An 18611-nucleotide genomic window follows, 5' to 3' on the forward strand; every position below is an offset into this window, starting at 1 on the left:
GCGCTGCGCGCAGCCCAGATGTACTACCTGCAGGACCTCACGATGAACGCGATAGCCCGCGAACTGCGGACCTCCAGGTCCACCGTGTCCCGGCTTCTGTCCATGGCGCGCGACACCGGGCTGGTCCAGATCCAGATCAACAATCCCCTTGACCGGGCGCCGGCTCTCGAGCGGGAAATCCGCAACCGTTTCGATGTGGAGGCACACGTGGTTCCCGTGACGGACCTCGTGAGCGACTCGGATGTGCTCGACCGCGTCGCCATCCAGGCAGCACGGACGCTGGGACCGCTCGTTGACTCCAATGCCATCATCGGTGTGGCCTGGGGGTCGACCATCAGTGCGGTCAGCCACCACCTGAAACGCAAAGTCACGCATGACAGCACGATCGTTCAATTGAACGGCGCAGGTAACACACAGACCACCGGCATCACCTACGCCAGCGAGATTCTCCGCCGCTTCGGCGCCGCCTACGGTGCGCGCGTCGAACAATTCCCGGTCCCCGCCTTCTTCGACCATGCCGAGACCAAGACGGCGATGTGGGCCGAGCGCAGCGTCAGGCGCATTCTCGATCTGCAGGAGCGTATGACCATGGCGATCTTCGGCGTAGGGTCAACCGGCTCCGGTATTCCCAGCCATGTCTACGCAGGCGGCTACCTCGATGAAGAAGACCTCGGCATCCTTCGCAGGAACCGGGTTGTCGGCGATGTGGCGACCGTCTTCTTCCGTGCGGACGGCTCCCACAGCGACATTGTCCTCAACCAGCGAAGCACCGGACCGGACCTCGGGATGCTTGGCCAGGTCAGCCGCCGCATCTGTGTGGTTTCCGGTGAATCGAAAATCAACGGCCTGCGCGGCGCGCTCGCTGCCGGACTGGCAACCGATCTCATCCTTGATGAACGTTCCGCGCGCGCGCTGGTGCGCCAGGGCTGATTCGACCCACGCGACGGTCATGACGCATTCCGACCTCCCACTCTCGGTAGAGTCGGGGCATGCATACTTCCGGCAAGGTATCGGTCTCCAACGGCGTCGTCATGGACCGGCTGGGCTACGGCCTGTACAAGGTACCGGCCGACGACGCCCACGGGCTCTGCACCCTCGCCCTCGAGGCGGGCTACCGGCTGCTGGACACGGCGGCGATGTACGGCAATGAGGAGGGTGTGGGCCGCGCCGTCCGGGACGCCGTGGACGCGGGCCATGTCGACCGCGGCGATGTCTTCGTGACTTCGAAGGTCTGGAATGAGCATCACGGCTACCGTGCGACACTTGCCGCGTTCGAGGACTCCCTCAAGCGTTCCGGCCTCGACTATCTCGACCTCTATCTGATCCATTGGCCGTGCCCGGCCAAAGACCAGTATGTCGACACCTGGCGGGCACTTGAGGAGCTGTACTCACGAGGCAGGGTCCGTGCAATCGGGGTATCAAACTTTCAGCGACACCACCTGGAGAACCTTCTGTCCCGGACAGAGGTGGTGCCTGCTGTGAACCAAATTGAATTGCATCCCTTCCTGCAGCAGCAGGACCTGAGGAGTTTCAATGCTCAGCATGGGATCGTCACACAGGCCTGGAGCCCGCTCGGGCGCGGGACCCTGCTCACACATCCCACGATCACCCACATCGCCGCCAAGCACTCCCGGTCCCCGGCGCAAGTGATACTGCGTTGGCATCTGCAAAGCGGCGGCGCGGCCGTGGCAAAGGCCAGTTCACGGGAGCGGATCGTGGAGAATCTCAGCCTCTCCGATTTCGCCCTCGACACGGTGGACATGGCGGCCATCGCCCAGCTCAACTCGGATACCCGGGTCGGTTCCCATCCGGACCTGGTCAACTGAGATGGTGGTCCTGCGACGCACAGCCACGGCGCGGTCACTGAACCTGGATGGCGGCATGCGGCGGTTCTGGGAGTTCCCGGCGAAGGAGGGAGCACCGGATGAGCCACCGGTTTTCATGGTGCACGGATTCCGGGGTGACCACCACGGCCTGCTGCGAATTATCGAGGCGCTTCCCACGTACCGCGTTATTGTGCCTGACCTGCCGGGCTTCGGCCAGTCCGAATCCATGGACAAAGAGCACGACGTCGCGGCGTACGCTGAGTTTGTCCAGAGCAGTATCGAGCGGCTTGCCCTTGGTTCGGAAACAGTGCTGGTGGGCCATTCCTTCGGGTCCATCATTGCAGCCAGGGCCGCGGCAGACGCTCCGGGCGCCTTCGCTGCGTTGGTCCTCATCAACCCGATCAGCGCTCCTGCACTGGAAGGGTCCAGCCGGATTGCCACCCGCCTGGCAGAGCTGTACTACCGCCTTGGTGCGGCGCTGCCCGAGCAGGCGGGTCAGGCACTGCTGCGCAACCGCGTCATTGTGCGCGCCATGAGCGAACTGATGGCTAAAACCCGGAACCGCCCGCTGCGACGGTGGATCCACGCGCAGCATCGCGCCTACTTCAGTGCGTTCGCCTCACGGGACGTCGTCCTGCAGGCATTCACTGCGTCCATCAGCGGGACGGTCCGGGACAGCGCCTCCCGGTTGCACCTTCCGGTGCTCCTGATCGCCGCTGAGAAGGATGATCTCGGCACGGTGCAGACCCAGGAGGACCTTGCGGCGCTTATTCCCGATTCAACACTCGTGGTGCTGCCCGAGGTGGGTCACCTCATCCATTACGAAGCCCCTGATGCCGCGGCCCGCCACATCTCCGAGTTTGTGACGGCGAGGACCCGATGAAGATCCTGATCGACGCCAGATTCACCCGCACCGACCACCACGACGGCATCAGCCGCTATGGAGCCAGCCTGATCGAAGCGCTTTCAGAGCGGCCGGATGCGGATCTAACTATGCTCGTTCATGACCCGCGACAGCTGGCCCTGCTGCCCGACGTGCCGCATGTGATGATCAACAGCCCGCTCTCCCCCGCCGAACTGTTTGTCTCCCGGCGCATCAACCGCCTCAATCCGGACGCCGTGTTCTGCCCGATGCAGACCATGGGCTCGTTTGGACGCCGCTACCCACTGGTGCTCACCCTGCACGACCTCATTTACTACCAGAACCGAACGCCGCCGGGCTTCCTGCCCCTGCCGGTGCGCTTGCTGTGGCGGCTGTACCACCTGGCCTACTGGCCGCAGCGGCTGCTTCTGAACCGGGCCGACGTCGTTGCCACCATCTCGGAGACCACCCGCGCGCTGATGGAGACGCACCGGTTGACGCGGCGCCCAATCCGCATTGTCGGCAACGCCCCCCAATCAGATGCCGTACCGCGGCCACCGGTGACTGCCCCGGACAAGTCGCTGCTCTACATGGGATCCTTCATGCCCTACAAGAACGTGGAGACTCTACTGGCCGGGATGGCAGGCCTGCCCGATTACACCCTCCATCTGCTGAGCAGAATTCCACCTGAGCGGAAGGGGGAGCTTGAAAAGCGTGTACCCGGCGGAGCAACGGTCGTCTTCCACAACGGCGTGAGTGACCAGGACTACGATCGGTTGCTGCGCTCAGCCACAGCCCTCGTGACACTTTCCCGAGCCGAGGGCTACGGGCTTCCCGTCATTGAAGCAATGGCGGTCGGCACGCCCGTGGTCGCCGCGGACACACCGATATTCCGTGAGGTTGGGGGAACTGCCGCGCTGTATGTGGACCCGGAATCTTCCGAAGAATTCACCCGGGCCGTCCGGGCCCTTGATGATCCGCCTCGCTGGAAAAGCGCGTCCTCCGCCGGTCGGGCACAGGCCCTTACCTATTCCTGGGACACCTCGGCTGACTCGCTCCTCGCCGCGCTTGAGGAAGCTGTTGAGCTCCACGCCAAACCAGCAGGCGGCGGGCGGCGCCGCACACGGGTTCAGCGCTGACGCCCTAAAGTGCCCCGACAGGATCGATTCGAACGTGGACGGGTTCGGACGTCCGCCTGGCCGAGAGCGAAACCCGGCGCGCCCGCAACGCACCGACAACGTCGGCCGCGTCGCGATACCGGAAGAACACCAGGATGCGGTGCGAGCCGGCCGCCGACTGTTGACCCGGTTTCTCCGGAGCTGCCGGACCCGCTGCCTCACGTACTGCCGTCGGACCAACCACCCTGCACGACGGCGGCAGGTCCAGTCCCTCCAGAAAGGCAGCCAGTGCCTCCAGGGAACCGGTCAGCGCCGCGTACCGCACCGCCGGCGGCAGCCCCAGTTCCATGCGCAAAGCGAGCTCGCGCGCCGCAGCACCGGCAGGGTCCCAACGCACCAGGTGCCCGGCGGCGACGTCGTCATCTGCGGTGACAACCACCACACCGCCTGCCGATGCGGGGCGGGCAAGCACCGCCGCGTTGAACCAGCGCTGAAGGGTACTCTCCAGCGCGCGCAGGGATTCCCTGCCCAGAAGGGCATTTCCGTCCAGCAGGACCACAGCGGCGTAGCCCGACGCAGCCACCGGTTCGGCGCCGGGAGTTGCCACCACCACGCGCGGCGAGGCATCCACCGTATCGAGAATGTGATCGCCGGACGAGGAAATGACGACGGCGCCGGGGAATGCCCGACCCAGTTCCTCAGCGGTGCGCGCTGCCCCGCTGACGGTGGAACGGAACCGGGCGCCCGAGCATGTCGGGCAGCGCCAGGAGTGATCAGGCCGCCCGCACCAGCGGCACGCGACAGCGGAGCCCCGACCGGACTGCGCCAACGGTCCGGCGCAGTGCCGGCAGCGGGCGGGTTCCCGGCAGTCCTGGCAGGCCAGGGCAGGTGAGAACCCGGTGCGCGCTACCTGAATCAGTACCGGCCCGCGCTTCAACCCGTCGCGGGCTGCGCGCCAGGCGACCGGAGGAATCCGCACCTGGTGCGTCAGCGGTTCGCGGTCCGTGTGATAGGTGTCCGCCGAGTGGAGGACGCGCGGGGCCAACTGCCGGATGGCCGGACGATCCGCGGACAGGGACTGTGCCCAGCCGCTGTCGACCAGCCGCTGGGCCTCGACGCTGCGGGATGCCGACGCAATCAGGAGGGCGCAACCCTGCAGCTCACTGCGCAGCAGGAGCACCTCGCGGGCGTGCGGGTAGGGGGCGCGGGGCTCACTGTGTGACTCATCATTGTCGTCCCAGAGGCACACGAGCCCCAGGTTCCGCACCGGTGCGTAGGCGGCGGACCGCGTACCCACCGCCACCCTGACCTCTCCATGCAGGAGTTTGAGGAAGTTGCGGTACCGGGGGGTGGGGCCGTCTTCGGCCGTAAGCCGGACGTACGCATCCGCACCGATGCGCGCACTAAGTGCCTCTTCGACACGGAGGAGGTCCCGCTGGTCAGGAACGACGACGACGGCGCCACGCCCCGCCGACCACGCCGCATGCACCGCTTCAGCCAGTTCTGCCGGCCAGCCGGCCGGCCCGTACCCGCCGAGTGTTGCCAACACAGCCCGCGGACTCTCACCTGCCGTCAACCGGGACAGGAAGGAAGCGCCGTTGACGTACCGGGCATACAAGGAAGCCCGGCCACTTTCCTCCCCGGCGTGCACGGCGGCACCAGGCTCCGCACCGACTTCGAACTCCTTCTCCACTCGGGCCACGCGCGGAGGCACCGCCGAGCGAAGGACATCGCTCACGGAGCCGGCGTACCGGGCAGCGACGGCGGCCGCAAGTGCCAGGATCTCCGTGCTCGCCACCGGCTGGCCGGACACCACCCTGGCCAGGGGCAGCAAACGTGCCGGACTGTCCGAGACGGCAAGCCGCTCAAGGATAAAAGCCGCATGTTCCCGCCCGGCGAACCGGACCTTGACCCGCGCGCCGGGGACGGCTGCGTCGTCGTCCTGGGCCGGAACCAGGTAGTCGAAGGGACGGTCGAGATGCGGCAGCGGTGAATCGATGATGACACGGGCAACCGGCAGCCCGGCTGCGACCGGTGACGTACCGCGCGGAACCGCCGGTGCGCTGAAGCCCTGCAGCAGCGAAAGCTGCTGCCCGTCGTCGGAACTCATCGGTTCGAAGGTGGTACCTGCCTACGCGTTGAAGTAGCTCTTGAGCTCATCGGTGCGGTCAGTGAGTTCCCAATTGAACCCCTCGCCCTCGCGACCGAAATGCCCATGTGCGGCAGTCTTCTGGTAGATGGGCCTGAGCAGGTCAAGGGAGTTGATGATGGCGAGCGGACGCAGATCGAAGATCTCGTCGATAGCCGATCCAATTGCGGCAGGATCGACCTGCTCGGTCCCGAAGGTCTCCACGTAGATACCGACCGGCTGCGCCATGCCGATGGCATAGGCGATCTGGATCTCCGCGCGGCGGGCAAGCCCGGCAGCCACCACGTTCTTGGCGACCCAGCGCATGGCGTAGGCGGCCGAGCGGTCAACCTTCGACGGATCCTTGCCGCTGAACGCGCCCCCGCCGTGGCGGGCCATCCCACCGTAGGTGTCCACGATGATCTTGCGGCCCGTCAGTCCTGCATCTCCGACCGGCCCGCCGATGACGAACTCCCCGCCCGGGTTGAGGATGTGGCGGACATTTGAGACATCGAGATGGGACGTGGCCAGCACAGGGCTGATCACGTGTTCCACGAGATCGGCCCGCAGCGTGTCAAGACCGACTCCCTCGGCGTGCTGGGAGGAAATCACCACCGAGTCGACGCTGACCGGCCTGTCGCCGTCGTAACCGACTGTGACCTGCGTCTTGCCATCGGGACGAAGGTAGGACAGCGTGCCGTTCTTCCGGACGTCGGTGAGCTGTTCGGACAAGCGGTGGGCCAGCCAGATGGGCGTCGGCATCAGCACTGGTGTCTCGTCGCTGGCGTACCCGAACATGATCCCCTGGTCCCCTGCGCCCTGGGCATCATAGGGGTCGGTGCTGGTGCCCTCTCGTGTTTCGAGCGACCTGAACACCCCTGAGGCAATCTCCGGCGACTGCTGCCCGATCGAAACGGACACACCGCAGCGTGCACCGTCGAAACCGTTTGCCGAAGAGTCGTAGCCGATCCCGAGGATGGTTTTCCGGACGATCTCCGGAATCTCGACATAGGCCTCGGTGGTGACCTCGCCGGCCACGTGCACCAGGCCCGTGGTCACGAGGGTTTCCACCGCTACGCGGGACCGCGGATCCGCCGCCAGCAACGCATCGAGGATGCCGTCGCTGATCTGGTCGCAGATCTTGTCGGGATGGCCCTCGGTCACCGATTCCGAGGTGAACAATCGCAAGGAAGGGCTAGGCGTATGGGGAGGATTCACGAGATCACTCTACTTGGTCGGGTGAGATCTCTCGTCGCCGCTCAAGATAGCGGCAACCCGTGCAATGATGACCGCTGCAACGCTGGTCTTGCTCCCATTCACGGTCTCAGGCTCCGCGCCGCCTGCGTCCAGAATGGTTATCTCGGTGGAATCCTGGCCGAAAACGAGCGTCCGCCCCACCCTGTTCAGTATCAGCAGGTCGCAGCCCTTGCGCAGGAGTTTCTGCTGCCCGTGCGCAAGCGGCGTGGCGTCGTCGTCGCCCGTTTCAGCAGCGAATCCGACAATCACCGCGGGCGATCCCAGCTCCGCGCGCTGCTGCACCGTTTCCACGAGGATGTCCGGGTTACGGATGAGCGTAATCACCGGGTTCTCACCGTCGTCGCGCTTTTTGACCTTCGTTTCCGACACTGACTCCGGTCGAAAATCAGCGACGGCCGCCGCCATGATGAGCGCATCCGAGTGCTGGGCCAGCTTCAGCGTGGCCTCCCGCAGCTCTTCGGCGGTTTCCACGACGGTCAGCTGCACGCCGGCCGGAGGCTGCACCTCCATATGGGCTGCGATGAACTGTACGGTAGCGCCTGCCTCCAGAGCCGCAGCAGCGAGTGCCGCGCCCTGCTTCCCGGAGGACCGGTTGCCAAGGAAACGCACGGGATCGAGCGGTTCGCGGGTACCGCCTGCGGTGATGATGAGCGTGCGGCCGGCCAGCGGGCGTGCTGCCCCGGCCGATGTGCCCGAAGCTGCCCTCAGTGCGGCAGCGAAGATCTCCTCAGGCTCCGGTAACCGCCCGGGCCCGCTGTCCGCGCCGGTCAGGCGGCCCACCGCCGGCTCCAGAACGACGGCGCCGCGGAGCCTCAGCGTTGCAACGTTGGCGGAGGTGGCCGGATGCTGCCACATTTCGGTGTGCATGGCCGGCGCGAACACAACCGGAGCGCGGGTCACCAGAAGGGTGCCGGTGAGGAGGTCATCTGCCATTCCGGCCGCTGCGCGGGCGAGCAGGTCGGCGGTGGCAGGTGCTACCACCACAAGGTCCGCTTCCTGGCCCAACCGGACGTGACGAACCTGATCGACTGCGTCGAACACACTGTTGCTGACCCGGTTACCTGACAGCGCTTCCCAGGTGGCCGTGCCCACGAAGCGTTGCGCTGCCTCGGTGGGTATGACCGTCACCTCATGGCCGGCTTCAGTGAACAAACGCAGGAGGGACGCCACCTTGTAGGCGGCGATCCCTCCTCCAACTCCCAGGACGATACGCACGTCGAATCTTCCTGCTGACCGGCGGGGCGCTTACTCCGAAGCTTCTGCGGGGGCCGCTACGAGCATTCCCTCATTGATCTCGCGCAGGGCGATCGACAGGGGCTTCTCATTCAGCTTGGTCTCGACGAGCGGTCCGACGTACTCGAACAGGCCCTCGTGCAGCTGCGAGTAGTAGGCGTTGATCTGGCGGGCACGCTTTGCGCCGTAGATCACCAGGGCGTACTTCGAATCCGACGCCTCCAGCAGGGAGTCGATCGGCGGGTTGATGATGCCTTCGGGCTGAGTAGACACAAAATCTCCAATAGTCGCTGGGCCTCAAAAGCTACTGCGCGTGCTTTTTACTGCGGGTGCGCGGTGAGGCCCATCAATGAAACAAGCTCATCTGCTGCACGCTGAACGTCGTCATTAATCACTGTGTGGTCAAATTCCGGTTCGGCAGCAAGTTCCAGTTTAGCGGTTACCAGGCGCTGCTGTTGTTCCTCGGGTGTTTCGGTCCCCCTGCCTATGAGGCGCCGGACCATTTCCTCCCACGTCGGAGGCGCCAGGAAGACGAAATTGGCTTCCGGCATGCTCTCTTTGACCTGCCGGGCACCCTGCAGGTCAATCTCGAGGAGGACAGATTTTCCGGCGTCCATCGCTGACTTCACCGTCCGCCGCAGCGTCCCATAACGGTTGCGCCCGTGCACCACAGCCCACTCCAGCATCTGACCGCTTTCCACCAGGGCGTCGAACTCCCCGGAAGAGACGAAGTGGTAGTGGACCCCATCCACTTCACCTGGCCGTGGCGGTCGGGTTGTTGCCGAGACAGACAGCTCCACCTCGGGATAGTTGTCACGGATGTAGGTGGAGACGGTCCCTTTGCCCACAGCCGTTGGGCCCGCAAGCACGGTCAGCCGCGGCTGATTCACGAATACTTCTTTCTCTAGTGGCGGTTGTTCGCCGGGTGGTGCGTCAAATGTTCAACGAGGGCCTTGCGCTGGTGGACTCCGAGCCCCCGAACCCTGCGCGTAGCTGCGATTCCGACGGCGTCCATGATGCCCGCGGCACGCTTCTCCCCCACACCGGGCAATGCCTTGAGCAGGTCCAGAACCCGCAGCCTTCCAATGGCTTCCTCAGGAGCTGAACCATTGATGACCTCGTCAACCGTTACCTCTCCGGACTTCAGCCGGGACTTCAGCTCCGCCCGTACAGCCCGGGCCGCCGTTGCTTTTTCCCGCGCCAATGTTCGTTCGCTATCGGTGAGAGGCTTCAGGCTCACTCGGGCTCCCTGGGCAGTTGAAACCGTCGGTCAAGCACCGGCAGTGACGGGTCTGGAGTTTGGGCTTGCACTGAACCTATCTGCTCGACTGACTGAAAATCAATCCGTTCCCGGCCCGGCGGCCCCTGACAGGTCCACCGAACGTTGCGCCGCGGCAACCGCCTCGCGGAGTCCTGCAACGTCGGGCCCGGCACTGAGAATCTCCCTGCTCGAGTTGGGCAAAATCACTCCCGAGGCTCCTGCGAAGGTCTCCAGCAACTCCCGTCGCCCGGCACCCTGTGCTCCCACGCCCGGGGCGAGGATGGGCCCGTTCAGCGTGCTGAGATCCAGCCCGAGTTGCTGCACCGCTGCCCCTGCGGTGGCTCCGATCACCAGACCGACCGAACCCGGGCCGGCGCCGTCGTTCTCTGCAGCCGCTGCCTGGACTATGCGGTGCGCAACCGAGTCCGCGCCGCCCACGTGCTGAACTGACGCGCCCTCAGGATTGGAAGTCAGGGCCAGGACGAAGACCCCGCGTCCGGTCTCACGGGCGGCGGTCAGTGCCGGGCGAAGCGACTCAAAACCCAGGTACGGGCTCAGGGTGAGCGCGTCCGCTGCCAGCGCGGATCCGTTCCGGAGCCAGGCATCGGCATAACCTGCCATGGTCGAGCCGATATCCCCGCGCTTTGCATCGGCGATCGTCAGTACGCCGGCCTCGGCGCTGTGCGCCAACAGCCGCTCCAGAACGGCCATCCCCAGGGAACCGTGCCGCTCGAACAGGGCGACCTGTGGTTTGACAACCGCCACCCTTCCCGCGACTGCCTCCAACACTGTTTCCGAGAACCGGTCCAACCCGGCCGGCGTGTCAGGAAGTCCCCACGCCGACAGCAACGAGGGATGGGGATCGATCCCGACGCACAGGCTCCCGAAACGCCCGACGGCGGCGCCCAGCCGCGATCCGAAGGTCACCCTAGGCGCCGACCGGGTCCGGAACGGTTTCGCCCCGGACAGCCCGCGCGTGGTCCTGCAGGCTTGTGACCGACCACTCGTACGTGCGCAACGCCTCAATCGCCTGCACTGCCGCGTTGAACTCAGCGACGGTGGTGATGCAGGGGATGCCGATCGACGTTGCGGCAGCGCGCAGCTGGTATCCGTCGCTGCGTGCTTCCCCGCCCGAGGGCGTGTTGAAGACCATGTCGATTTCACCGGCCACCACCAGGTCTGCGATGGTTCCCTCACCCTCTGCGCTGCTGCCTTCGGCGACTTTCCGGACAGGTGTTGCCTGGATGCCGTTGCGGCGCAGGACATCGGCAGTGCCCCCGGTGGAGACGATCTCGAAACCGAGGTCGGAGAGGCGCTTGACACCCATGATGATCGAACGCTTGTCCCGGTTGGCAACGGAGACGAACACCTTGCCCTGCGTGGGCAGAGCGTTGTTGGCGGCCGCCTGGCTCTTGGCGAAGGCGGTGTCGAAGTGCTTATCGATGCCCATGACCTCGCCGGTCGAACGCATCTCGGGACCCAGAAGCGAATCCACCACGGTGCCCTCAGGAGTACGGAAACGGCTGAACGGAAGCACAGCCTCCTTCACGGACACAGGAGCGGACAGCGGGAGCCGTGAGCCGTCACCGGTCTCGGGCAGGATTTTGTACGCTGTGCGGAGCTGGTGAATGGTCACGCCGGTACCGATGAGGGCGGCCGCCTTCGCCATCTGCACACCCGTCGCCTTCGAGACGAACGGCACGGTACGCGAAGCACGCGGGTTGGCTTCGAGTACGTAGAGCACATCTGTTGCCAGCGCGAACTGGATATTGATGAGACCGCGGACCCCGACCCCTTCGGCGATGGCGCGGGTTGCTGCACGGACCCTGTCCAGCACGTCGGTACCCAGAGTGATCGGCGGCAGGACGCACGCGGAATCTCCGGAGTGGATGCCGGCCTCCTCGATGTGCTCCATGATGCCGCCGAGATACAGGTCCTTGCCATCGTACAGGGCATCGACGTCGATCTCCACTGCATCCTCAAGGAACCGGTCAATCAGCACCGGGTGGTCCGCAGTGATTTCCGTCGCATTGGAAATGTAACGGGACAGGTTCGCCTCGTCATACACGATCTCCATGCCGCGACCGCCCAGCACGTACGACGGGCGGACCAGAACCGGGTAGCCGATTTCGTCGGCGATCGCCCGCGCATCCTCGAAGGAAACGGCTGTGCCGTTCTTCGGGGCTATCAGTCCGGCTTCCGCCAGGACCCGCGCGAACTCCCCGCGGTGCTCGGCCAGGTCGATGGCCTCAGGCGATGTGCCCAGGATCGGGATGCCGGCATCAGCCAGCGCCTGGGCGAGCTTCAGCGGTGTCTGGCCGCCAAGCTGCACGAAGACACCCATCACCCCGCCGGTGCGTTCCTCCGCGGCAATCACCTCGAGCACATCCTCCAGGGTGAGCGGTTCGAAGTAGAGGCGGGTGGAGACGTCGTAGTCCGTGGAAACGGTCTCCGGATTGCAGTTGACCATCACCGTCTCATAGCCGGCCTTGCGCAGCGCCATGGTCGCGTGGACGCACGAGTAATCGAATTCGATGCCCTGTCCGATGCGGTTCGGGCCGGAGCCCAGGATGATGATGGACGGCTTGGCGTGCAGGCCCACCTCGTCCTCTTCGTCGTAGGACGAGTAGTGGTACGGCGTGTACGCGGCAAACTCGGCTGCGCAGGTATCCACCGTCTTGAAGACCGGCCGGATGTCGAGCGCGTGGCGTACGCCCCGCACCACTGCCTCCGGAGTGTGGGTGAGGAGGCCGATCTGCTCGTCGGAGAAGCCGTGCCGCTTGGCCAGGCGCAGAGTGTCAGGCTTGATCCCTTCCTGGCGGACGGTCGCTGCCACCTCGTTGAGGAGGACGAGCTGGTCCAGGAACCACGGATCGATACCGGTGGCCTTGTAGAGGTCTTCGATGCTGGCTCCGCCGAGGAGGGCACGCTGGACCTGGGAGAGGCGCTCGGTCGTCGGCCGCTTGGCAGCCTCGATCAGTTCGGGGACATCGAATTCGCTGACGGGGTCGAAGGTCAACTGGGACCCCTTCTGTTCCAGGGAGCGCAGCGCCTTCTGCAGCGCTTCGGTGAAGTTTCGGCCCATGGCCATCGCCTCGCCGACGGACTTCATCGTGGTGGTCAGCGTGTCGTCCGCGGCGGGGAACTTCTCGAACGCGAACCGGGGAACCTTGACCACAACGTAGTCGAGTGTGGGCTCAAAGGAGGCCGGGGTCTTGCGCGTGATGTCATTCGGGATTTCGTCGAGCGTGTACCCGAGGGAGAGTTTGGTGGCGATCTTCGCGATGGCGAAGCCGGTGGCCTTCGAGGCCAGGGCCGAGGACCGCGACACGCGTGGATTCATCTCGATGACCACGACGCGGCCGGTACCGGGCTCAACAGCGAACTGGATATTGCAGCCTCCGGTGTCCACGCCCACTTCGCGAATGACCGCGATTGAGATGTCCCGCAGCCGCTGGTACTCCCTGTCGGTGAGCGTCAGGGCAGGCGCCACCGTGATGGAGTCACCGGTGTGGACTCCGACCGGATCGAAATTCTCGATGGAACAGACGACGACGACGTTGTCCTTCTTGTCCCGCATCATTTCCAGCTCGTATTCCTTCCACCCGAGGATGCTCTCCTCGAGCAGCACCTCGCTGGTGGGGCTGTACTGCAGGCCCTGGCCCACGATGCGCCGCAGGTCCTGCTCGGTGTAGGCAAGGCCGGAGCCCAGACCGCCCATGGTGAAGGAAGGGCGGACCACCATCGGGTAACCGAGGTCTTCCGCAGCAACGAAGGCCTCGTCCAGGGAATGGATGATGGCGGAGCGCGCGGACTCAGCGCCGCAGCGTTCGACGACGCCCTTGAACTTCTCGCGGTCCTCACCGAGTTCGATGGCGGCGATGTTCGCGCCGATGAGTTCCACACCGTATTTCTCGAGTACGCCGTTCTTGTCCAGGGCGATTGCCGTGTTGAGCGCGGTCTGGCCGCCCAGGGTGGGGAGTATCGCGTCGGGGCGTTCCTTTGCGATGATCTTTTCGACCACTTCCGGTGTGATCGGCTCGACGTACGTTGCGTCGGCGAACTCCGGGTCGGTCATGATGGTTGCCGGGTTGGAGTTGACCAGGATGACCCTCAGGCCCTCCTCCTTCAACACGCGCAGCGCCTGGGTGCCTGAGTAGTCGAACTCGGCCGCCTGGCCGATGACGATGGGCCCCGATCCGATGACCAGGACGGAGGTGAGGTCGGTTCTGCGGGGCATCTAGTTTTCTTCCTGCGCGGGGGTGGGAGCTTTGGAGACTTCGGAGGCATCAAGCTCGTCGGAGCCGTCGCCCAGGCGGGCTGCCTCAGCCATGAAGTCGATGAACCTGTCGAACAGGTACGCGGAATCGTGCGGGCCTGCTGCCGCTTCCGGGTGGTACTGCACCGAGAACGCCGGCAGATCCAGGCACGCAAGGCCCTCGACGACGTCGTCATTGAGGCACACATGGCTCACCTCGACCCGGCCGAATCGTTCCTCCGGGGCGGTGACGGGGCCTTCTAGCGGTGCGTCCACTGCGAACCCGTGGTTCTGGCTGGTGATCTCGACCTTGCCCGTGCGCCGGTCGAGCACCGGCTGGTTGATTCCCCGGTGCCCGTAACGCAGCTTGTACGTGCCGAAACCGAGTGCCCGGCCGAGGATCTGGTTGCCGAAGCAGATACCGAAGAACGGCAACCGCGCGTCGAGTACCTGGCGCAGCAGTGAAACCTGAGCGTCCGCCGTTGAGGGGTCCCCGGGCCCGTTGGACATGAAGACGCCATCGGCACCGACCGCCACGACGTCGTCGTAGGTTGAATCTGCGGGCAGTACCACGGTGCGCACGCCACGCTGGGCGAAGTGCTTCGGGGTCATGGCCTTGATCCCGAGGTCCAGCGCGGCCACCGTGAACCGTGGCTCGCCGTCCCAACCGTGGTCGGCCGGTTCCACCACATAGCGGGCATCGACGCTTACTTCCTCCGCGAGCCGGAACCCTTCCATGCTGCGCTGGCCATTCACCTCGGCGAGGAGCTCGGCATCGCTGCGGGCTGCGTCCGGTCCGGAGAAGATTCCGGCCTTCATCGCGCCCCGCTCGCGGAGGTGACGGGTAATGGCACGGGTATCGACACCCTGAATGCCGACCACGCCCTGTTCGACGAGCTCGTCATCAAGGCTTTTCTCAGACCGCCAATTGGAAGGGCGCCGCGCGGGGTCGCGCACGATGTAGCCGGCCACCCAGATCCGCCGGGACTCGGCGTCGTCGCGATTCACTCCGGTGTTACCGATGTGCGGTGCCGTCTGGACCACGAGCTGCCGCGCATAGGAGGGGTCGGTGATGGTTTCCTGATAGCCGGTCATCCCGGTGGCGAAGACTGCCTCGCCCAGGGCCGTGCCGGGCGCTCCGTAGCCGCGTCCACGGAAGGTGCGGCCGTCTTCCAGGATCAGAACCGCCTCTGCACCGGTTACTGTTGCTCCCGCGTATGTCGTCACTGTATTTCCTTGCTTGTGGGGTTGGTGAGGGGGTCGGTGTCCTCGATCAGTGCGCTGACCGCGGCCAGAAGCTGCGTCTTGTCCGCGGAATACCTGGTGCGGAAGCCTGTATCGAACAGCTGGGAATCCATCGTCCATGACACAACCACCAGCCCGTCCTTCTCTACGAATTTCCCGGCCATGCCGCGTTCCAGGCGCACGTCCGTCAGGTTTTCCCTGGCGATGTAAACGTCGCTGTCACCGGTGCGGTCAAACAGGAGTCCGTGCGGGTACACGGCGGCGGTCGCTGTTGCCTTGTTTCCCAGGCCGTGGGCTGTGACCCGGTCCAGCCAGTCACCGCCGGTGGTGGTGACCACGTATTGCCCTTCCGCCGCGTAGAGCGGAGCCCCGGGATCCTCCGGAGGGCTGGTCGGAGCCTGCAGCCCCTGCTGGCGCACCTGGCGGTTGCGCCAGCCGAGAGCCATGAGTACCACCAGCAGCACGATCACTACCAGTGAGATAACGACGGCGGTTGTTGCTACGTCCACGCTTCATTCCCCTTGTGCATCGGGATGCGGTGTGTTGAGCCGCCCTTCGAGCACGGTGGGATGCCCGGCGAAGAAGGTTGCGACGACGGCGCCCGGCAGTTCGAGGCCGGCGAAGGGACTGTTGCGGCCCTTGGTTGCCATCTTATGGGGATCGACCGTCCACCGGGCAGCCGGATCCACCAGTGTGAGATTTGCCATTTCGCCTGCCTCCAGCGGCCTCCCCTGCGTCGCAACCCTGCCAATACGCGCAGGGAGGATTGACGTCGCCTCGGCAAAACGCGACCAGTCCATGAGCCCGGTCTCGATCATGCTGTGCTGCACCACGGACAGTGCGGTTTCCAGGCCTGCCATTCCCATGGCAGCCTGCGCCCACTCGCACTCCTTGTGTTCAGAGGGGTGCGGCGCGTGATCGGTGCCGACGACGTCGATGGTTCCGTCAGCCAGCGCCTGGCGGAGAGCCGTGACGTCGTCGTCCGTGCGCAGTGGCGGGTTCACCTTGTAAACGGGATCCCAGGAACGGACGAGTTCATCGGTCAGCAAGAGGTGGTGCGGCGTGACTTCCGCGGTCACATTTACGCCGCGCTGCTTCGCCCATCGGATGATCTCGACCGAGCCGGCCGTTGAGACGTGGCATACGTGGAGGCGTGAACCGACGTGCTGCGCCAACAGTACGTCCCGGGCAATGATGCTCTCCTCGGCAACCGCCGGCCAACCCGTCAGCCCGAGAACCGCAGAGACCGCGCCCTCATTCATCTGTGCGCCCTCAGTGAGCCGCGGCTCCTGCGCGTGCTGGGCGACCACGCCGTCAAACGCTTTCACGTACTCGAGTGCCCGCCGCATAAGCACCGGATCGGACACGCAGATGCCGTCGTCGGAAAAGACCCGGACACCGGCACGCGACTCAGCCATCGCTCCGAGCTCCGCGAGCCTCTTCCCAGCAAGTCCGACCGTGACGGCGCCCACCGGACGCACATCGACCCAGCCGGCACGCCTACCGAGTGCGTAGACCTGTTCAACCACTCCTGCGGTGTCTGCCACCGGCATGCTGTTAGCCATGGCATGTACGGCCGTGTAGCCGCCCTTTGCAGCAGCCCGGGTACCGGTCTGAACTGTCTCGGCGTCTTCGCGTCCCGGTTCCCGGAGGTGTGTGTGGATGTCCACCATTCCGGGCAGCAGGACCAGTCCGTCAGCATCAATGACGACGGCGCCCGCCGCTGACACCGACCGCCCGCGGTCAGCAATGCGTCCTTCCGAGATCAGGACGTCCACCCCGGTCTCCCCGGTGGCGATGGTGGCGCCCTTGATCAGGTAGCTGGTGCTCATACTGTTATTGCCTCCTGGGCGGGTGTGGGCTGCGCAGAGTCATCCCCCGACAGCAGCAGGTAGAGAACAGCCATTCGGACGGATACGCCATTGCGTACCTGGGCGAGCACTGTTGAACGCGGTGAATCAGCGGCAGCTGAGGAGATCTCGAGACCGCGGTTCATAGGGCCAGGATGCATGATGATGGTGTCCTTGCCGGCGGAGGCCTCAAACGCGGCCAACCGCTCGTCGTCGAAGCCCCAGGTGCGGGCATATTCACGGGTGGAGGGAAAGAAAGCGGCGTTCATGCGCTCGCCCTGGACCCGGAGCATCATGATGGCGTGCGGGCCGGTGGCCAAGACCTCGTCGAGGTCGAAGCTGACCCTGCAGGGCCAGGTATCGATACCGACGGGCAGCAGGGTCGGAGGTGCCACGAGAGTCACCTCCGCACCGAGTGTGGTGAGCAGCCAGAGATTGGAGCGGGCAACCCGCGAGTGCAGAACGTCACCCACAATCGCTATGCGAAGCCCCCGCAGGTCCTCACCGAGGGATGGGCGTCCGGCGATCTTCGACCAGTGCCTGCGTAGGGTGAAGGCATCGAGCAGCGCCTGTGTGGGGTGCTCGTGGGTTCCGTCGCCCGCGTTGATGACGGCGGCGTCGATCCAGTCAGAGGCCGCAAGCCTTGCGGGAGCCCCGGACGCCCAGTGCCTGATGACCACTGCATCGGCGCTCATCGCCTCAAGGGTCTGTGCCGTGTCCTTGAGGGACTCGCCCTTGGAGACCGACGAGCCCTTGGCTGCGAAGTTGATCACGTCAGCAGACAACCTCTTTGCTGCCGCCTCGAAGGAGATGCGAGTGCGTGTCGAGTCCTCGAAGAAGAGGTTCACAACGGTTCGCCCGCGCAGCGCCGGCAGCTTCTTCACTTCCCGCTCACCGACGGCGGCCATCTCCTCGGCCGTATCCAGGATCCGGATAGCTTCCGAACCCGTCAGGTTTTCTGTCGACAGGAGGTGCTTCATGCCGGTCCCTCGATGACTACTTCGTCGACGGAGTCGATCTCGCTGATCCGGACGCGGACTTTCTCGGCGGAGGAGGTGGGGAGATTCTTCCCGACGTGATCGGCTCGAATGGGAAGCTCGCGGTGTCCGCGGTCAACCAGGACGGCCAGGCGGACGATTCGGGGCCTTCCGACATCGACGATCGCGTCAAGCGCTGCCCGGATTGTGCGGCCGGAGTAGAGCACGTCATCCACCAGCACGACGACCTTGTTGTCGATGCCGGCCGGCGGAAGTTTTGTGGGACCCGGCGGACGGGTGGGGTGCTTGCGCAGGTCGTCACGGAACATCGTGACATCGAGGCGGCCCACCATGCGCTCGGGATTCACGGACGGATCGGTGCGCGCAATCTTGCCGGCAAGCCGTTGCGCGATCGGAAAACCCCGGCGGGGAATACCCAGCAGGACGAGGTCGTCTGCTCCCTTGTTCGCTTCGAGTATTTCGTGAGCGATCCGGGTCAGGGCACGGTCAATATCGGCGTCACCGAGGACCGTGCGGAACACGGAGCCTCCGGTTTGAGAGCTGGGTACACTCATGGAACGCGTCCTCCTTCTCCG

At 65.1% G+C, this 18611-nt stretch carries 17 protein-coding genes; 4 read left to right on the forward strand and 13 right to left on the reverse strand.

Translation table 11 applies throughout. The features are described from left to right. The first annotated feature begins 18 nt into the window (after positions 1–18). The 4 genes from JOD47_RS16755 to JOD47_RS16770 are packed head-to-tail and all read left to right on the forward strand — an operon-like array spanning position 19 to position 3827. Positions 19–930: a sugar-binding transcriptional regulator gene (locus tag JOD47_RS16755; protein WP_204536850.1), complete on the forward strand. Its 912-nt coding sequence runs from the start codon at positions 19–21 to the stop codon at positions 928–930. A 59-nt stretch (positions 931–989) separates the two neighbouring features. After that, on the forward strand, positions 990–1826 hold the full coding sequence (locus JOD47_RS16760; RefSeq protein WP_204536069.1) for an aldo/keto reductase: 837 nt from the start codon (positions 990–992) through the stop codon (positions 1824–1826). Position 1827: 1 nt separating this feature from the next. Next, positions 1828–2709: an alpha/beta fold hydrolase gene (locus tag JOD47_RS16765; RefSeq protein WP_204536071.1), complete on the forward strand. Its 882-nt coding sequence runs from the start codon at positions 1828–1830 to the stop codon at positions 2707–2709. Continuing rightward, positions 2706–3827 (forward strand): glycosyltransferase family 4 protein, encoded by a 1122-nt coding sequence (locus tag JOD47_RS16770; protein WP_204536073.1) that lies wholly within the window; start codon positions 2706–2708, stop codon positions 3825–3827. Before JOD47_RS16765 ends, JOD47_RS16770 begins: the two co-directional genes overlap by 4 nt. Before the next feature lie 4 nt (positions 3828–3831). Here the strand turns inward: JOD47_RS16770 and JOD47_RS16775 are convergent, their stop codons facing one another. The 13 genes from JOD47_RS16775 to pyrR form a co-directional block, all read right to left on the reverse strand. Then, positions 3832–5916: a primosomal protein N' gene (locus JOD47_RS16775; protein WP_204536075.1), complete on the reverse strand. Its 2085-nt coding sequence runs from the start codon at positions 5914–5916 to the stop codon at positions 3832–3834. Positions 5917–5937: 21 nt separating this feature from the next. Then, the gene (gene metK, locus JOD47_RS16780) at positions 5938–7152 is read right to left on the reverse strand and encodes a methionine adenosyltransferase (RefSeq protein ID WP_307836363.1); all 1215 of its coding nucleotides are present in this window, start codon (positions 7150–7152) and stop codon (positions 5938–5940) included. Positions 7153–7161: 9 nt separating this feature from the next. After that, positions 7162–8406 carry a bifunctional phosphopantothenoylcysteine decarboxylase/phosphopantothenate--cysteine ligase CoaBC gene (gene coaBC / locus JOD47_RS16785; protein ID WP_204536077.1) on the reverse strand — a complete coding sequence of 415 codons (1245 nt, stop codon included), beginning with the start codon at positions 8404–8406 and terminating at the stop codon, positions 7162–7164. Between the two features lie 30 nt (positions 8407–8436). Beyond that, the gene (gene rpoZ / locus JOD47_RS16790) at positions 8437–8697 is read right to left on the reverse strand and encodes a DNA-directed RNA polymerase subunit omega (RefSeq protein ID WP_026544007.1); all 261 of its coding nucleotides are present in this window, start codon (positions 8695–8697) and stop codon (positions 8437–8439) included. A gap of 47 nt (positions 8698–8744) precedes the next feature. Next, positions 8745–9314, reverse strand: a complete 570-nt coding sequence (gene gmk / locus JOD47_RS16795; RefSeq protein WP_204536079.1) for a guanylate kinase — start codon at positions 9312–9314, stop codon at positions 8745–8747. A gap of 14 nt (positions 9315–9328) precedes the next feature. Then, positions 9329–9664: an integration host factor, actinobacterial type gene (gene mihF / locus JOD47_RS16800; protein ID WP_204536081.1), complete on the reverse strand. Its 336-nt coding sequence runs from the start codon at positions 9662–9664 to the stop codon at positions 9329–9331. 99 nt (positions 9665–9763) lie between these two features. Further along, positions 9764–10612, reverse strand: a complete 849-nt coding sequence (gene pyrF / locus JOD47_RS16805; protein WP_307836364.1) for an orotidine-5'-phosphate decarboxylase — start codon at positions 10610–10612, stop codon at positions 9764–9766. 1 nt (position 10613) lies between these two features. Further along, complete coding sequence (carB, locus tag JOD47_RS16810) at positions 10614–13925, reverse strand: carbamoyl-phosphate synthase large subunit (RefSeq protein WP_204536083.1); 3312 nt, start codon at positions 13923–13925, stop codon at positions 10614–10616. Beyond that, positions 13926–15170 carry a glutamine-hydrolyzing carbamoyl-phosphate synthase small subunit gene (gene carA, locus JOD47_RS16815; RefSeq protein WP_204536886.1) on the reverse strand — a complete coding sequence of 415 codons (1245 nt, stop codon included), beginning with the start codon at positions 15168–15170 and terminating at the stop codon, positions 13926–13928. Continuing rightward, complete coding sequence (locus JOD47_RS16820; protein WP_204536085.1) at positions 15167–15697, reverse strand: PH-like domain-containing protein; 531 nt, start codon at positions 15695–15697, stop codon at positions 15167–15169. Before JOD47_RS16820 ends, carA begins: the two co-directional genes overlap by 4 nt. 3 nt (positions 15698–15700) lie before the next feature. After that, positions 15701–17020: a dihydroorotase gene (locus tag JOD47_RS16825; protein WP_204536086.1), complete on the reverse strand. Its 1320-nt coding sequence runs from the start codon at positions 17018–17020 to the stop codon at positions 15701–15703. Further along, positions 17017–18018 (reverse strand): aspartate carbamoyltransferase catalytic subunit, encoded by a 1002-nt coding sequence (locus JOD47_RS16830; RefSeq protein ID WP_204536089.1) that lies wholly within the window; start codon positions 18016–18018, stop codon positions 17017–17019. The genes JOD47_RS16825 and JOD47_RS16830 overlap by 4 nt, the downstream gene beginning before the upstream one ends. Beyond that, positions 18015–18590, reverse strand: coding sequence for a bifunctional pyr operon transcriptional regulator/uracil phosphoribosyltransferase PyrR (pyrR, locus tag JOD47_RS16835; RefSeq protein WP_204536091.1), 576 nt, complete (start codon positions 18588–18590; stop codon positions 18015–18017). The genes JOD47_RS16830 and pyrR overlap by 4 nt, the downstream gene beginning before the upstream one ends. Positions 18591–18611 lie beyond the last annotated feature (21 nt).

Source organism: Arthrobacter tumbae (genome assembly GCF_016907495.1).
Lineage (GTDB): Bacteria > Actinomycetota > Actinomycetes > Actinomycetales > Micrococcaceae > Arthrobacter_D > Arthrobacter_D tumbae.

Excerpts from the sequence above, each read along its gene's own strand:
- pyrR (WP_204536091.1), bottom strand. The coding sequence starts at position 18,590 with ATGAGTGTACCCAGCTCTCAAACCGGAGGCTCCGTGTTCCGCACGGTC.
- JOD47_RS16770 (WP_204536073.1), top strand. The coding sequence starts at position 2,706 with ATGAAGATCCTGATCGACGCCAGATTCACCCGCACCGACCACCACGAC.
- JOD47_RS16830 (WP_204536089.1), bottom strand. The coding sequence starts at position 18,018 with ATGAAGCACCTCCTGTCGACAGAAAACCTGACGGGTTCGGAAGCTATC.
- JOD47_RS16825 (WP_204536086.1), bottom strand. The coding sequence starts at position 17,020 with ATGAGCACCAGCTACCTGATCAAGGGCGCCACCATCGCCACCGGGGAG.
- carB (WP_204536083.1), bottom strand. The coding sequence starts at position 13,925 with ATGCCCCGCAGAACCGACCTCACCTCCGTCCTGGTCATCGGATCGGGG.
- JOD47_RS16765 (WP_204536071.1), top strand. The coding sequence starts at position 1,828 with ATGGTGGTCCTGCGACGCACAGCCACGGCGCGGTCACTGAACCTGGAT.
- JOD47_RS16755 (WP_204536850.1), top strand. The coding sequence starts at position 19 with ATGTACTACCTGCAGGACCTCACGATGAACGCGATAGCCCGCGAACTG.
- JOD47_RS16760 (WP_204536069.1), top strand. The coding sequence starts at position 990 with ATGCATACTTCCGGCAAGGTATCGGTCTCCAACGGCGTCGTCATGGAC.
- JOD47_RS16775 (WP_204536075.1), bottom strand. The coding sequence starts at position 5,916 with ATGAGTTCCGACGACGGGCAGCAGCTTTCGCTGCTGCAGGGCTTCAGC.